15 protein-coding genes are annotated in these 14,516 nt (G+C 67.4%); 5 read left to right on the plus strand and 10 right to left on the minus strand.

Translation table 11 applies throughout. The annotated features are described in order from the left end of the window. Positions 1 to 555, minus strand: a complete 555-nt coding sequence (locus N803_RS07870; protein WP_084764279.1) for an amino-acid N-acetyltransferase — start codon at positions 553 to 555, stop codon at positions 1 to 3. Positions 556 to 661: 106 nt separating this feature from the next. Continuing rightward, positions 662 to 2,089: an LVIVD repeat-containing protein gene (locus N803_RS07875; RefSeq protein WP_035904062.1), complete on the minus strand. Its 1,428-nt coding sequence runs from the start codon at positions 2,087 to 2,089 to the stop codon at positions 662 to 664. Between the two features lie 181 nt (positions 2,090 to 2,270). Between N803_RS07875 and N803_RS07880 the strand changes: the two genes are divergently transcribed. Next, positions 2,271 to 2,966 carry a DUF305 domain-containing protein gene (locus N803_RS07880; RefSeq protein ID WP_084764282.1) on the plus strand — a complete coding sequence of 232 codons (696 nt, stop codon included), beginning with the start codon at positions 2,271 to 2,273 and terminating at the stop codon, positions 2,964 to 2,966. Between the two features lie 194 nt (positions 2,967 to 3,160). On the opposite strand, the gene N803_RS07885 is transcribed toward N803_RS07880, so the two are convergent. The 6 genes from N803_RS07885 to N803_RS07910 form a co-directional block, all read right to left on the minus strand. Then, a complete protein-coding gene (locus tag N803_RS07885; RefSeq protein ID WP_035904064.1) occupies positions 3,161 to 5,710 on the minus strand; it encodes an ATP-dependent Clp protease ATP-binding subunit in 2,550 nt (849 codons plus the stop codon). 203 nt (positions 5,711 to 5,913) lie between these two features. After that, entirely contained in the window at positions 5,914 to 6,297 is a 384-nt protein-coding gene (locus N803_RS07890; RefSeq protein WP_035904066.1) for a type II toxin-antitoxin system VapC family toxin, read from the minus strand. Continuing rightward, positions 6,294 to 6,569: a type II toxin-antitoxin system Phd/YefM family antitoxin gene (locus N803_RS07895; RefSeq protein WP_052112042.1), complete on the minus strand. Its 276-nt coding sequence runs from the start codon at positions 6,567 to 6,569 to the stop codon at positions 6,294 to 6,296. Before N803_RS07895 ends, N803_RS07890 begins: the two co-directional genes overlap by 4 nt. 68 nt (positions 6,570 to 6,637) lie before the next feature. Then, the gene (locus N803_RS17445; protein ID WP_156969697.1) at positions 6,638 to 7,465 is read right to left on the minus strand and encodes a hypothetical protein; all 828 of its coding nucleotides are present in this window, start codon (positions 7,463 to 7,465) and stop codon (positions 6,638 to 6,640) included. Between the two features lie 149 nt (positions 7,466 to 7,614). After that, complete coding sequence (locus tag N803_RS07905; protein WP_035904068.1) at positions 7,615 to 8,286, minus strand: SPFH domain-containing protein; 672 nt, start codon at positions 8,284 to 8,286, stop codon at positions 7,615 to 7,617. Positions 8,287 to 8,734: 448 nt separating this feature from the next. Beyond that, positions 8,735 to 9,571, minus strand: coding sequence for an Fpg/Nei family DNA glycosylase (locus tag N803_RS07910; protein ID WP_035904069.1), 837 nt, complete (start codon positions 9,569 to 9,571; stop codon positions 8,735 to 8,737). A 34-nt stretch (positions 9,572 to 9,605) separates the two neighbouring features. On the opposite strand from N803_RS07910, the gene N803_RS07915 reads away from it, so the two are divergent. The 3 genes from N803_RS07915 to N803_RS07925 all read left to right on the plus strand — a co-directional run bounded on the left by N803_RS07915 (position 9,606) and on the right by N803_RS07925 (position 12,276). Further along, positions 9,606 to 10,247 carry a PadR family transcriptional regulator gene (locus N803_RS07915; protein WP_035904070.1) on the plus strand — a complete coding sequence of 214 codons (642 nt, stop codon included), beginning with the start codon at positions 9,606 to 9,608 and terminating at the stop codon, positions 10,245 to 10,247. 227 nt (positions 10,248 to 10,474) lie between these two features. Then, positions 10,475 to 11,521: a daunorubicin resistance protein DrrA family ABC transporter ATP-binding protein gene (locus N803_RS07920; protein WP_035904071.1), complete on the plus strand. Its 1,047-nt coding sequence runs from the start codon at positions 10,475 to 10,477 to the stop codon at positions 11,519 to 11,521. Beyond that, the gene (locus N803_RS07925; protein WP_035904072.1) at positions 11,521 to 12,276 is read left to right on the plus strand and encodes an ABC transporter permease; all 756 of its coding nucleotides are present in this window, start codon (positions 11,521 to 11,523) and stop codon (positions 12,274 to 12,276) included. Before N803_RS07920 ends, N803_RS07925 begins: the two co-directional genes overlap by 1 nt. A 76-nt stretch (positions 12,277 to 12,352) precedes the next feature. Here N803_RS07925 and ku read toward each other — a convergent pair whose 3' ends face one another. Continuing rightward, positions 12,353 to 13,249, minus strand: coding sequence for a non-homologous end joining protein Ku (gene ku / locus N803_RS07930; protein ID WP_035904074.1), 897 nt, complete (start codon positions 13,247 to 13,249; stop codon positions 12,353 to 12,355). Between the two features lie 69 nt (positions 13,250 to 13,318). Here ku and N803_RS07935 point away from each other — a divergent pair, with 69 nt between their 5' ends. Next, positions 13,319 to 14,104, plus strand: coding sequence for a hypothetical protein (locus N803_RS07935; protein ID WP_052112046.1), 786 nt, complete (start codon positions 13,319 to 13,321; stop codon positions 14,102 to 14,104). 60 nt (positions 14,105 to 14,164) lie between these two features. Here N803_RS07935 and N803_RS07940 read toward each other — a convergent pair whose 3' ends face one another. Beyond that, positions 14,165 to 14,512, minus strand: a complete 348-nt coding sequence (locus N803_RS07940) for a hypothetical protein (RefSeq protein WP_035904075.1) — start codon at positions 14,510 to 14,512, stop codon at positions 14,165 to 14,167. Positions 14,513 to 14,516 lie beyond the last annotated feature (4 nt).

The following is a 14,516-nucleotide window of genomic DNA, read 5'->3' on the forward strand; positions in this document are numbered from 1 at the left end:
TCAGAGGACGCGGAGCATTCGGGTGTTGCCCAACGTGTTCGGCTTGACCCGCTCGAGGTCGAGGAACTCCGCGACACCTTCGTCATACGACCGCAGCAGCTCGGCATAGACCTCGGGCTCGACGGCCTGCCCCTCGATGGGCTCGAACCCGTGCCGCTCAAAGAAGTCCGTCTCGAACGTCAGGCAGAACAAGCGCTCCACACCCAGCTCGCGCGCCCGCTCCATGAGGCGCTCCATGAGGCGCGAGCCGATGCCGTGCCCCAGCGCCGACGAGGCGACCGCGAGGGTGCGGATCTCGGCGAGGTCCTCCCACAGCACGTGCACCGCTCCGCACCCGATGATCTCGCCGTCGCGTTCGGCGACGACGAAGTCACCGACGGACTCGTAGTACGCCACGGCTTCCTTCTGGAGCAGCACCCGCTGCTCGGCCAACGGCGCCACCAGAGCCCGCATCGCGCGGACGTCCGCGGTGCGGGCCGGACGGATGCGTATGCCGTCCGCCCCCGTCGTGACCGAAAGCGGCGGTGAGGTGGGCGCGGACTCAGCGGACGGCATACAGGCAAGTATTGCTCCACACGCGCGAACCGGCCGCCCGTGCACGAAGCACGGACGGCCGATCCGAGGGGGTGGTTCGAGCGCCCCGGCTGAGGCGCTCGAACCGTCAGCGGGTCGCGTAGACCGGCTGGCTCTGCGGGTTGAGCTGGTCCATCTTCACCAGCGCGGCCTTCTTGAGGCTCGGGTCGGTGATCTTCAGGACGTCGAAGCCCTTGCCGAGGTCGGAGGAGTAGACGTGGCCGTTGTAGTAGTACGACGACCAGGTGCCACCGCCGCCACCACCGACGTTGCCGTTCGGGCCGCGCTCGAAGTAGCCGATCTCGCGCGGGTTCTCACTGTCGGTGAAGTCCCAGAAGGACGTGCCACCCATGTACCAGGACTGCACCATGACGTCGCGTCCCGGCAGCGGGATGAGCGAGCCGTTGTGGGCGACGCAGTTCTCGGAGTCGTTCTGGTGACGCTGGATCTTGTAGTACGACTTGAAGGTCAGCTGGTTGTCCTTCGACAGGTCGAAGATCGCGTTGGCGCCACGGTTCGGGCCGACGGTGGTGTTGCACGTCGCGCGACCGCCGCCACCGAGCTCGTCGGTGAAGACGACCTTGGTGCCCTTGTTGTTGAAGGTCGCCGAGTGCCAGAACGCGAAGTTGGTCGTGTCCTGAACGGTCTCGATGACGCGAGGCGCCTCGGGGTTGGCGATGTCGAAGATGACGCCGTCACCCATGCACGCGCCGGCCGCGATCTTGCGGCTCGGGTAGGCCGTGATGTCGTGGCAACCGGTCGTGGCCGAGTAGCCGTCACCCGACGGCTGGGTGCCACCGGGGTTGCCGCCATCCGGGAAGAGGTTCGGCGTGGCGACCACGGCCGCGTCGGTCGGGTTGGCCGTCGGCACCTTGATGATGCTGATCGAGTCGTGCGGCGGCTGGCAGTCGGGGTAGTCCGCGCGCGGCGAGTAGCTCGACACGTAGAGGTAGTCCGTGCCGGCACCACCCGGGACCAGCGTGTGCGTGTGCGAACCACAGGCGGTCTCGACCGACTTGAGGTAGCGCGGCGCCGTCGGGTCGGACACGTCGAAGATCTTGATGCCCTCCCACGAGTCCTTGATCGTCGCGGGCTGGGCCACTGACTGGCACGAGTCGTCGCTGCGCGAGGAGTCGGTCGACAGGTAGAGCAGGTTGCCGGACACCGTGATGTCGTTCTGCGAACCCGGGCAGCTCACCGTGGAGAGCGTGCTGGGCGAGGCCGGGTTCGACACGTCGTAGATGACGAAGCCGTTGTAGTTGCCGACGAACGCCTTGTTGCCCGCGAACGCGATGTCGGAGCCCGTGGCGCCGGCGAGCGGTCCGGCGTGAGGCGTGTTGAACAGGTGCTGCACGTTGGCGCTCCGACCGATCTGGTCGGGCGCGAGGTCGAGGCCGGACTTGCCGACGAGGGGTGGTGGCACGTCACTGGTCGCGGCGAACGCCCCGACCATGCTGGTACCTGTGACGGTGAGGGCGGCGATGGCCGCCACCCCCAAGGTGCGCAGGATCCTCATGATTCCTCCTCAAGTGGGTCGCACCCTCCCGCGGCTGCGTCCCAGGTGAATGTGCGGTGCCGTCCAGCCTCGCGCAAAAGTTTCGGGGCGAGGGTAAAGGTTTGGTAAGAACTCCCTACTCGCCAGTTCTGTCCGGATCGGACAGCGCGGTGGTCAGAGGTCTCCAACTACAGTGCGGCACATGCCAATTCGTCGCGTATGCCGTCCGCTCGCCTTCCGCGCCCTGCTCACCGTGAGCTGCGTGGCGGCGCTCGCGAGCGGCTGCACCGGCGATGGCGAGGAGCCGCTTCCCGCGACGACGGCACCGACGGCGAGTGGTCCGGTGCTCCAGCCCGGCCGACCGGGTGAACCCAACGCGACCCTGTCGGGGAGCGCGGCGGCACCCATCACGACACCGACGACCCGGCCCGGCGACGCGAAGTTCTATCAGGACATGATCGTCCACCACGCGCAGGCCATCGTCATGGTCGAGACCGCCCTGCCGCGCCTGTCCGACACCCAGGTCAAGGCGCTCGCCGACCGGATGCAGGCCGAGCAGAAGCCCGAGATCCTCGCCATGAAGACGTGGCTCGAGGAGCACAAGCAGACCGTCCCGCCGCAGGCGACGAACCCGCGTCTCGGCGATCACGACCACGCGGGCATGCCCGGCATGGCGACCGAGGCGCAGCTCGCCGAACTCGGGCGCGCCTCAGGTGTCGAGGCGGATCGGCTGTTCCTCACGCTCATGACGGCTCACCACCAGGGTGCCCTGACGATGGTCGGCGAGCACGCGAAGCTCCCGGCGGACGAGTTCGTCGAGGAGATGGCCAACGACATCAACGTCACCCAGTCCAAGCAGATCCAGCAGATGCAGGCCATGCTCGCCCGCCTCTCCTGACCCCCTGGTTCCCGGCTGCCCGTCCCGAACTCACCCAATTCCCGGGTTGGGGACGTTGAAACTTGCATGTCCCCAACCCGGGAATTGGGTGACTTCGGGACAAAAGGACTCAGGCGCGGTATGCCGGGAAGTTGCCTTCCCGGCATACCGCGCCTGAGTCGTTCGGTCGGCTCACCCGAAGGTGAGCCGGGAGATCACTCGCCCGAGGCTGCCGTCTCCGGTGCCGAGGACGACGTGGCAGGGGACCCGGCGGTGACGACCGGCACCTCGATGGCGGCGGCGTGCTGCGTGCCCTCGAAGGTGAAGGTGTCCTCCTTGCCCTCGCCCGTCGCGTCGACCGCGACGATCTCGCCGGACTTGAGCTCGCCGAAGAGGATCTTCTCCGACAGCACGTCCTCGATCTCGCGCTGGATCGTGCGACGCAGCGGTCGCGCACCGAGCACGGGGTCGTAGCCGCGCTTGGCGAGCAGGTTCTTGGCCGCGGGCGTGAGCTCGATGCCCATGTCCTTGTCCTTGAGCCGCTTGTCGAGCTTGGCGATCTCGAGATCGACGATCTGGATGATCTCCTCGCGGGTCAGCTGCGGGAAGACGATCGTGTCGTCGACACGGTTGAGGAACTCGGGCCGGAAGTGCTGCTTGAGCTCGTCCTGGACCTTGGCCTTCATCCGGTCGTAGTCGGTGCGGGTGTCCGGTCCGGCCGAGAAGCCGAGCGAACCCTTGGAGATGTCACGGGTGCCGAGGTTGGTCGTCATGATGATGACGGTGTTCTTGAAGTCGACCATCCGACCCTGCGAGTCGGTGAGGCGGCCATCCTCGAGGACCTGCAACAGCGAGTTGAAGATCTCGGGGTGGGCCTTCTCGACCTCGTCGAACAGCACGACCGAGAACGGCTTGCGCCGGACCTTCTCGGTGAGCTGACCGCCCTCTTCGTAGCCGACGTAGCCGGGAGGGGAGCCGAAGAGCCGCGAGACCGTGTGCTTCTCGCTGAACTCCGACATGTCGAGCTGGATGAGGCTGTCCTCGTCGCCGAAGAGGAACTCGGCGAGCGTCTTGGCGAGCTCGGTCTTTCCGACACCGGTGGGGCCGGCGAAGATGAACGAGCCACCTGGACGACGCGGGTCCTTGAGGCCGGCGCGGGTGCGCCGGATCGCCTGGGACAGTGCCTTGATGGCGTCGTCCATGCCAACGACACGCTTGTGCAGCTCGTCCTCCATGTGGAGCAGCCGGCTCGACTCCTCCTCGGTCAACTTGAAGACCGGGATGCCGGTGCTGGCCGCCAGGACCTCGGCGATGAGCTCCTCGTCGACCTCGGCGACGACGTCGAGGTCACCGCTCTTCCACTCGGACTCGCGCTGGCTCTTCTCGTTGCGCAGATTCTTCTCGTCGTCGCGCAGACGCGCGGCCTTCTCGAAGTCCTGCCCGTCGATCGCCGACTCCTTCTCGCGGACGACGGCCGCGATCTTCTCGTCGAACTCACGGAGGTCTGGCGGTGCGGTCATGCGGCGGATGCGCAACCGGGCGCCGGCCTCGTCGATGAGGTCGATGGCCTTGTCCGGAAGGAACCGGTCGTTGACGTAGCGGTCGGCCATGTTGGCGGCCGCGACGAGCGCACCGTCGGTGATGGAGACGCGGTGGTGGGCCTCGTAGCGGTCGCGCAGACCCTTGAGGATCTCGATGGCGTGGGCCAGCGTCGGCTCGGCCACCTGGATCGGCTGGAAGCGGCGCTCGAGGGCGGCGTCCTTCTCGATGTGCTTGCGGTACTCGTCGAGCGTCGTCGCACCGATGACCTGGAGCTCACCGCGGGCGAGCATCGGCTTGAGGATGCTCGCGGCGTCGATGGCGCCCTCGGCCGCACCGGCACCGACCAGCGTGTGGATCTCGTCGATGAACAGCACGATGTCACCGCGGGTGCGGATCTCCTTGAGGACCTTCTTGAGCCGCTCCTCGAAGTCACCGCGGTAGCGGCTGCCGGCGACGAGCGCGCCGAGGTCGAGGGTGTAGAGCTGCTTGTCCTTGAGGGTCTCGGGCACCTCGCCGCGCACGATGTCCTGGGCGAGACCCTCGACGACGGCGGTCTTGCCGACGCCGGGCTCACCGATGAGGACGGGGTTGTTCTTGGTGCGGCGGGACAGCACCTGCATGACCCGCTCGATCTCCTTCTCACGCCCGATGACCGGGTCGAGCTTGCCCTCGCGGGCAGCCACGGTGAGGTTGCGACCGAACTGGTCGAGCACGAGCGAACCGGCGGGGGTGCCCTCGGCGGGACCGCCCTGACCGACACCGGCCGTGGCCCCCTCCTTGCCACCCTGGTAGCCCGAGATGAGCTGGATGACCTGCTGGCGCACGCGACCGAGGTCCGCGCCGAGCTTGACGAGGACCTGGGCGGCGACGCCCTCACCCTCGCGGATCAGGCCGAGGAGGATGTGCTCAGTGCCGATGTAGTTGTGGCCGAGCTGCAGCGCCTCGCGGAGGCTGAGCTCGAGAACCTTCTTGGCGCGCGGCGTGAAGGGGATGTGACCGGTCGGGGCCTGCTGACCCTGCCCGATGATCTCCTGGACCTGCTCGCGCACGGCATCGAGAGAGATCCCCAGGCTCTCCAGTGCCTTGCTGGCAACGCCCTCACCCTCGTGGATGAGGCCGAGCAGGATGTGCTCGGTGCCGATGTAGTTGTGGTTGAGGAGGCGCGCCTCTTCCTGGGCGAGGACGACCACCCGACGGGCGCGGTCGGTGAACCGTTCGAACATTGCTGGCTCCTGACTGTTTCTTAGTCACCTCGATGCTATCTCCGCTCCCTGTATGCCGTTCGCTCCCTTTCACAGGTGCGTGGCAGTCGAGGGGTGGTCGGGGCCCAAGCCGAGGCGTGTCACCGCGTCCAACGCGGCAGGAGTACATCGTGTTCCACGGGCTGAGTCGAGGCGACTCATGTTCGCTCTCGGCGGACTCGTGGTCACGTGCGGGCGTCGATGACCCAGTCGAATCCGAGTGCCAGGAGCTGCCGGTCAGCGGTCACTAGCCGGCACCGTTCCACGGCAGCCTGAGCGAGCAGGGCCCGATCAAATGGATCGTGTCGCGCGAGCGAGGTGAAGCGCTCGATCGCGATCGCGTGTTCCGGGGTCAGAGGAAGGGGGGTGAGCCCTTGTGCGACGAAGACCTGGTCCAGTTCTGGGGGCACGTCGAGGCGACCAATCATGCGCTTGACCGACGTCTCGAGGAGCGACACTGCCGAGAAATAGACCGTGGCGGCAGAGTCAATCGCATGCCGTGCCCCGGCGCCGACGCGCTTCGGATCGTGCAACAACCACAAGGCGACGTGTGTGTCGAGCAGGATCACGTGTCGATACCTGCGGGTGCCGTGTTCGCCGACTCGTCACTCAGAGGCTCGTCCCACATCTTGGCGATCTCCGCGTCGGCAGCGTCGAAGGCGTCGTAGTCGATGTCGATCTGACCAGCCATCGCTCCCCACGTGATGTCCACCCGTGAGACAGGAGTGAGCTCCACGATCGGTCGTCCGGCTTTGGCAATGACGATGCGCTCACCTGCCTGGGCGCGTTCAAGCAGCCGAGACAGGTGGGTCTTGGCTTCCTGGATGTTGACCGTGGTCATGCCGCAATCGTACCGGAACAGACCAGACCAGACCAGACCAGACCAGACCAGACCAGACCAAGTTGACCCTAACTCGTGGCTGCTGCTCGGCCTGTCTTGAGAATGCGGAGCGTCGTCGTGGTGCCCTTGTCGGCGACGACAGCAACCTGATCGCCTGCGGCCAGCGTCGACACTTTGTCCTTGAGGCGCTTCTGGGAGTCGGCGCCGATCGTGTAGGTCGAGGTGAAGCCATCGGTGCTCTTGACCGTCAGCTTGTCAGCAGTGACCTCAGTGACGTCGCCGCGCTGGAAGAGCACGGTTTGCGGGCTGCCGTTGTCGCCGGGGATGACCAATTCGCCGTGGAGACCAGGGCCGAGGCCCAATCCGCCGGCACCGGGGAGCTCGTCCGCACCGTTGTCGTCCTGACCATTGCCGCGTTGACCGGGGAGCTGACCCGGCGGGAGCTGGTTGGGTCCGCGGTCGCCCGGGTACATCCGGTCCGGCATCGGGGCTCGCTCGGAGCTCCCGGCCCAAGGACCGCGCCCACGGTCGCCATCCGCGTGGCGGACCACGGCGAACGCGGCCAGTCCGGTGCCGACCAACAGGATGAAACCGAGACTCGCTGCGGCAATCGCGATGGCGATCTTGCCGCCCGTCGTCGACGTCGCCTCGCCCCAGGTCGAGTTGCTACGGGGAGCCTGGCCCGGGACACCCTGAGCCTGCGACTGCGCCGGGGACGCCTGCGCTCCCGGTGGGGAAGCCTGCGGCGCCACCGGCCACTGTTGCGTCGGCGGAACCGGCGGCGGTCCCGCTGGTGCGGCGGGTGGAGTAGGCGTTGTTGGCGCCTCGATGTTCTCGGGGGTTCCGGCAGTGTCGTCGCGATCGGGGGTCGCCGGCTGTTCCGGGGTCTGGCTCATGGTGGGATCCTTCCGCTCGGCGTCAGGATCCTCCTCGAACCTGTGACGACGCCGAACGTTCCCTGCCAAGCTCAGGGGAGGGGACGGCATACCCACAAAGGAATGTCCGGGGAGGTGGTCACCCCTGCGACCACCTCCCCGGACAGGTCTCACTCCGCCGACTCGACTCCCGAGTCGAGCTTGATGGTGAGCTGTGCGCCGTACGGCATCGCCTGGACGAGCCGCATCCGGGCGAGCGCCGGGTGCTCGTCCAGGAGCTTGGCGCCGTTGGCGAGCGAACGCAGCGCCGCCGTCTCGGCACGGGCCATCTCGAGCTGCGCCGCACCACGCGAGCGGGCGGTCGCGAGCTCGAGCGTCGCCGCACGCACCTCCGAGGGCAGGATGACGTCCTTGACGACGACCTCGGTGACCTCGACCCCGACCGGCCGGGCCACCGAGGCGACCGCCGCCGTGAGGGCGGCGGCGTCGAGTCCGGCGCCACGCTGCGACACCGTCTCGAGCGTCAGCCCGGCGACGGCGTCACGCAGCGCGACCTGCATCCCGAGGTAGACCAGACCGAGCGGGTCGGTCGCGCGCTGCAGCCACGCGATCGGGTCCGCGACGGTCCACCGCACCGCCGCCGAGACGCGCACCTGCACGCCGTCGACGGTGAGGATCTCCTGCGGGGAGATGGCGAGCAGCTGCTCGCGCAGGTCCACGGAGACGTAGGTCGCCCGCCACGTCCGCTGGTGACGGCCCGCCTCGAGCACCCGCTCGGGGATGCCGTGGACGAACTCGACCGCGACGGTGTGGGCCGGGACGGTGATGTGGAACAGGAACATGATGGGCAACCTCCTTCGGGTGCGCCGTGGTGGGTGAGCGGTCAGGACGTGATGGCTGGTGATGGCACCGGTCGGCGGAGCGTCGCGCGGGGCGTCGGGCGTCGTGCTGACCGCCCGGGCCGCAGAACGCTGCGATCCGTGGGTCCGACCGGTACCACCTGTCTGATGAGCGGGAGCCGAACCCGAAGCCGTGACAGGGCATGCCAGTGGATCCATCGACGAGAGGCAATGCGCAGGACCGGTGGCGGCACGCCGCTTCGGCTGCTTCCTCTCGCCTGTCCGTGGTCCAGTGTGGAGATTCCGGTATGCCGTCCGCCACCGAATTTCGTGCGCCGCCCCACCATTCCCGCCTGAAGTGGGTTCCTCTCACATCGCTTGGTCGCGGCGATCAAGCGAAGTCAGAACAAGCCACTTCGGGCGGGAAAGGTGAGACTCGGGGCAGGCGCGGTCAGCCGCGACGTTGGCAGTTGCCGCACCAGAAGAGGTTGCGGCCGGCGACGATCTGGGTGCGGATGCGCGAGCCGCACACCAGGCAGGCCTCGCCCGCGCGGCGATAGACATAGGAGTCGCGCTCGGTGAGCGTGACGTCGTCGCCGGCCTCCATCGCCTCTGCGATGGCTTCGACCTGGTCGTGCACGGTGACGATCTTGGAGGTTGCGACACCGAGCGGGAGCAGCGTCACGAACTCGTCCCACATGGCCCGCCAGTACTTGCGCTGGAGCTTGTTGCCGGGCCGAAAAGGGTTGACCCGCAGCCGAAACAGCACTTCCGACCGATAGACGTTGCCCACTCCTGCGAGCACTTCCTGGTCCATGAGCAGCTCGGCGATGGGCTTGCTCGACCGTTGGATCCGCTTCCACGCCAGGTCGGGGTCGGAGCGAACATCGTTGGGGCGCAACGGATCCGGGCCCAACCGGTCGAGGATCGAACCGACCTTCTCCGGCGTGACGACGTCGCACACCATCGGCCCACGCAGATCGGCCACATGCTCTTCGGTCGCGAAGCGGCACCGGACCTGACCCACGACAGGCACCTCACCGGCATACGCGATGTTGTCGATCCGGAAGGTGCCGATCAGCCCAAGGTGCACCCACAACCACCGTTCCCCGGCGAACTCGACGAAGAGGTGCTTGCCCCTCGACGTCGCGCCGAGCACCTCGTGCCCGGACAGCAGCGCGGCACCGGCGGCGAACTTCCCCTGCGGGCTCGTCACGACCGGCGACGTGCCGCGGAAGGCGGCGTCGAGGTCGCGGGCGAGGGCGTAGAGGGTGTGGCCTTCGGGCATGGCCCCATCATCGGCCACGGCTAGGCTGCGGCTCATGGCAGCCACCGAGACCCGCTTGCTGCTGCTCGGCACCGTGATGCTCTTCGAGCCGGTGAACGGGTACCAGCTGCGCCGCGAGCTGCTTTCGTGGCAGGTCGAGGACTGGGCGCACGTCAATCCTGGCTCGATCTACTCGGGGCTCGCGACGCTCGCCAGGCAGGGCAACCTCGACCGGCACGACCTCGTCGACGGGACGCGTGAGGTGGCGGTCTACACGAGTACGCCTCAGGGTCGTGAGGAGTTCGAGCGGCTGTGGTTCGCGGCCGTCGAGACCGTGGATCTGTTGTCCCCGTTGCCTTTTCACACCGGCCTGTCCCTCATGCCACTCATCGAACGCGACCGCATCGTCAAGGCGTTGCGCTCGCGATTGGCCAATCTGGACGCCAAGGTGCGGGAGCAGCTGGAGGCGCCGCGCGACCTCGGCTCGATGCCGCCGCACGTCGGCGCGATGGCCGATCTGTGGATGGGTCTGGCGCAGACCGAGCGCGAGTGGGTGGCCAATGCGCTGGGCCGGATCGACCGCGGCGAGATGGGGCTCGCGGGCGACTCGACGTCGTGGGAGGCGCCCGCGGACGACCCGGGTTGGCAGATGGCGAACGACCGGGAGCGCTACCGCCGCCTCATTCGCGGTCGCTGACTTTCGGACGTTCCTTCGCGTATGCCGTCCGCTCGCCTACCCGGCTCGGGAGCCGGTGAGGCGCTCGAGAACCTCATTGATGAGGCTCGCGACGAGAGAAGGGGCTCGGGAGCCGGGTTGGGTGTCAGGGGCGGGTTCTAGCGTGGATCGGCGGCCGGGTTGACGTGGAGTGTTCAATATTGAACACTGCATGTGTTCAAGTTTGAACATCAACGAGGGAGATCGTCATGATCCACGCACGAGGACTCGTGCAGACCTTCCAGTCCAGGGAAGGCAAGAAGAAGACCGTGGTGCGCGCCGTCGACGGTGTCGACCTCGACGTCGCCGAGGGCGAGGTCGTCGGATTCCTCGGCCCCAACGGTGCCGGCAAGACCACGACGCTGCGCATGTTGACGACGCTGCTGCGGCCGACGGAGGGCACGGCGACCGTCGCCGGCTTCGACGTCGTGCGCGAGTCGGAGCAGGTGCGCCGCTCGATCGGTTACGTGTCGCAAGCGGGTGGGGCGTTCAGTGCCGCGCGGGCCGGCGACGAGGTCGTCGACCACGGGATGCTCTACGGGATGCGCGGGGCCGACGCCAAGAAGCGCGGCCAGGAGCTCTTCGAGCAGCTCGACCTCGACGGACTGTGGACCCGCATGCCCAAGAACATGTCCGGTGGCCAGCGCCGTCGCCTCGACATCGTCATGGGCCTCATCCACGACCCGACGCTCGTCTTCCTCGACGAGCCGACGACCGGCCTCGACCCGCAGGCGCGGGCCAACCTCTGGGAGCACATCGCCGACCTGCGCCGGAAGCGCGGAGCAACGGTGTTCCTCACGACCCACTACCTCGACGAGGCCGACCACCTCAGCGACCGGATCGTCATCATCGACCACGGCCGCATCGTCGCCAGCGACACGTCCGAGAACCTCAAGGCCAACGTCTCCGGCGACCTCGTCGACCTCCAGCTCGCCGACTCCGCCGACGTGCAGAGCGCGGCGACCCGTCTCGGGTCCATTGCCGAGGCCGGCCGTTCCGGCAGCGAGGCCGTCGAGATCGACGGCAACCACGTGCGCGCCCGCGTTGCCCGCGCCGGTCGTGCCGTCCCCGGCCTGCTCGCTGATCTCGGTTCCGCCGGCATCACCCTCGAGTCCATCGAGGTCCACCGCCCCACTCTCGACGACGTCTTCCTCACCCTCACCGGCCGCTCGCTGCGCGACGCCCAGGAGACGACCAAGGACGAGAACCAGACCGCCCCCGACGCAGAGCTCGTCGCGGCCGGACAGGAGAAGTGATGACCTTCCCTCGCGAGTGCTTCATCGTCTTCCGCCGACAGCTGCGGATGAACCTGCGCAACCCCGCCTGGGTCATCATCGGCATGCTCCAGCCGATCATGTACCTCTTCCTCTTCGGTCCCCTCCTCAAGCCGATCATCCAAGAGCTCGGGGTCGACAACGAGTACACGTTCTTCGTGCCCGGCATGCTCGTCCAGCTCGGCATCTTCGGGGCGTTCTTCGCCGGCTTCAGCCTCATTGGTGAGTGGCGCGAGGGTGTCATCGAGGCCGAGCGGGTCACCCCGGCCAGCCGTACGGCACTGCTCGTCGGTCGGCTCATCCGTGACCTCGTCCAGCTCTTCGTCCAGGCACTGATCCTCGTCGGCCTCGGCTACGCCCTGGGCATGACGGGATCGGTCAAGGGCATCGTCTTCGGCGTGCTGCTCACGATGCTGGTCGGCGGCGCCTGTGCCGCCGCCTCCAACGCGCTCGCTCTGACGACGAAGTCCGAGGATGTCATGGCGCCCGTCATCAACATGGTGATGATGCCGGTGCTCCTGCTCTCGGGAATCCTGCTGCCGATGACGATGGGCCCGAAGTGGCTCCAGTCGGTCTCGGACTGGATGCCCTTCCGATGGATCACCGACGGCGTGCGCACCTCGTTCTCGGGTGACTTCGCCCGCGACCCGATGGTCTACGGAACCGCTTGGGCCGCAGTGCTTTTCGTCCTCGCGCTGTGGTGGGGCACGTCGACCTTCCGCAAGGAGAACGCCTGAGTCCCCGCCCCGCTGGGAGACGAAGAACGCCTCGTATGCCGGCCACCCGGCATACGAGGCGTTCTTGCGTTTGTCGTCAGCTGGCCTTCTTGCTCGACTTCTTGGCCGGGGCCTTCTTCGCTGCGGCCTTCTTCGCCGGCTTGTCCGCGGATGCCTTGGTCTCGGCCTTGGCGGCGGGCTTGCTCGGGGCCTCGCCGCGGGACGCCTTGGCCTTCTCGACGGACTTGGCCAGGGCCGCGAGCAGGTCGACGACCTCGCCGGACTCCTCTGCCTCGACCGTGGGGGCCTGCACCTCTCCACCCTCGACCTTGGCCTTGACGAGCGCCTGGAGGGCGGTGGCGTAGTCGTCCTCGTAGTCGTCGGCGTCGTAGTCGCCCGCAAGCTGCTCGATGAGGAGCTTGGCCATCGCCATCTCCTTGTCGGTCGCCTCGGCAGCTTCGTCGACGCTGGCGAAGTCGGCCGCGCGAATCTCGTCGGGCCAGAGCATCGTCTGCATGACGATGACGCCGTCGCGCACACGCAGGACGGCCATCGTCATGCGCGTGCGGATCGAGACGGTCACGACGGCCATGCGGCCCTCGGACTCGAGCGCCTCGCGCAGCAGGATGTAGGGCTTGGTCGCCGTCTTGTCGGGCTCGAGGTAGTAGCTCTTGTCGAGCAGCATCGGGTCGATCTGGTCCGCGGGAACGAACTTCTCGACGTTGATTTCCTTGGAGGACTTGCTCGGCAGGTCCTTGAAGTCCTCGTCGGTGAGGATGACCATGTCGCCGTCCTCGGTCTCGTAGCCCTTGGCGATGTCGTCGTAGGCGACTTCCTCTCCGTCCATCGAGCAGATCCGCTTGTACTTGATCCGCCCGCCGTCCTCGCGGTGCACCTGACGGAACTGCACGTCGTGATTCTCGGTCGCGGAGTAGAGCCGCACCGGCACGTTGACGAGCCCGAACGAGACCGCGCCCTTCCAGATCGCACGCATGGAACCACTGTATGCCGGGTGCTCGCCCAGACCCCCTTTCCCGCCTGATCGTCGTTAGGGTTCGGGACCATGACGGACAAGAAGGTCGTGCGGGCGGAGAGTGCGGACAAGCCGGAGAAGGGGTCGGACTCCGGGCCCGATTGGGCGCCGAGTGAGGGGGCGAACGCGCAGGCGACGAAGTTCCGGATCATCGCTTTCGTGCTGTGGCTGCTCGCGATCGCGGCGGAGCTCTACCTGATCTTCGGTGTGCTGATGTCGGGTCGTCCGGTGACGACGGCCGTCATGGTCATCCTCATCGTGGGCTTGGTGCTGATCGCGGCGCTCGCGATTGGTGGCTCGATGTTGTGGAAGAAGGCCAACCGCCTCGACCCGGCGCGCAAGAGCGAGACGGTGAAGTTCTTTGTGCAGAACCAGCTCGGCGCGTTCATGGCGCTGCTCGCGTTCCTGCCGCTCATCGTCGTGATCCTCCTCGACAAGGACATGAGCAAGGGGCAGAAGGCCCTCGCCGGCGGGGTCGGCATCGTGCTGGCGGTGCTCGCGACCTACATGGGGGCGGACTTCAACCCGCCGTCGGTGGAGCAGTACACCGAGGAGCAGAACTCCGTCATCGATGCCGTCGGTCAGGACCACGTGTTCTGGACCAAGCAGGGCGAGGTCTTCCACATCTGCGCCGAGGCCTCGGACCTGCAGCGTGAGTCCAAGGACAACACGATCTACGAGGGCACCGTCGCCGACGCGCACGCGGCCGGCAAGGAGCGCCTGACCCTCAAGGTCGACCAGGAGCTCAAGCAGTGCGGGCTCGAGCCGGCGAACGGCGCCTCGAGCGAGCCCACCCCCGAGCCCAGCACCAGCTGAACCCTCGCCTCGTGTGCCTGAGCGGTCCCGATATGGGACCGCTCAGGCACACAAGGCAGGTCAGAAGAGACCGTCGAGGCTGACGATCAGGATGTAGAAGGCGAGGGGTGCCGCCACGACGAGCAGCGCGAGGGTGGCCAGCGCAAGCAGCCATCCCACGATCCCTCGCGCGACGCGGTCCCGTGGAGAGAGCTCGAGATGCAGTTCGCCGACGAGCCAGACGAGGGCGAAAGGCGCGAGGACCAAAGCGAGCACCGTCAGGGCGTAAGCCGGCTTGTTCGTGCCCTGATCGCCGAACACGGCCTCTGCCACCGGCACACCGAAGAAGAACAGCCCCATGACGACCCCGGCGAACAGCCCGGCCCAGAGGAGGTTGCCCTCCCGCTCCGGCTTCGCGACCGACTCCATGCGT

Source organism: Knoellia subterranea KCTC 19937 (assembly GCF_000768685.1).
GTDB lineage: Bacteria > Actinomycetota > Actinomycetes > Actinomycetales > Dermatophilaceae > Knoellia > Knoellia subterranea.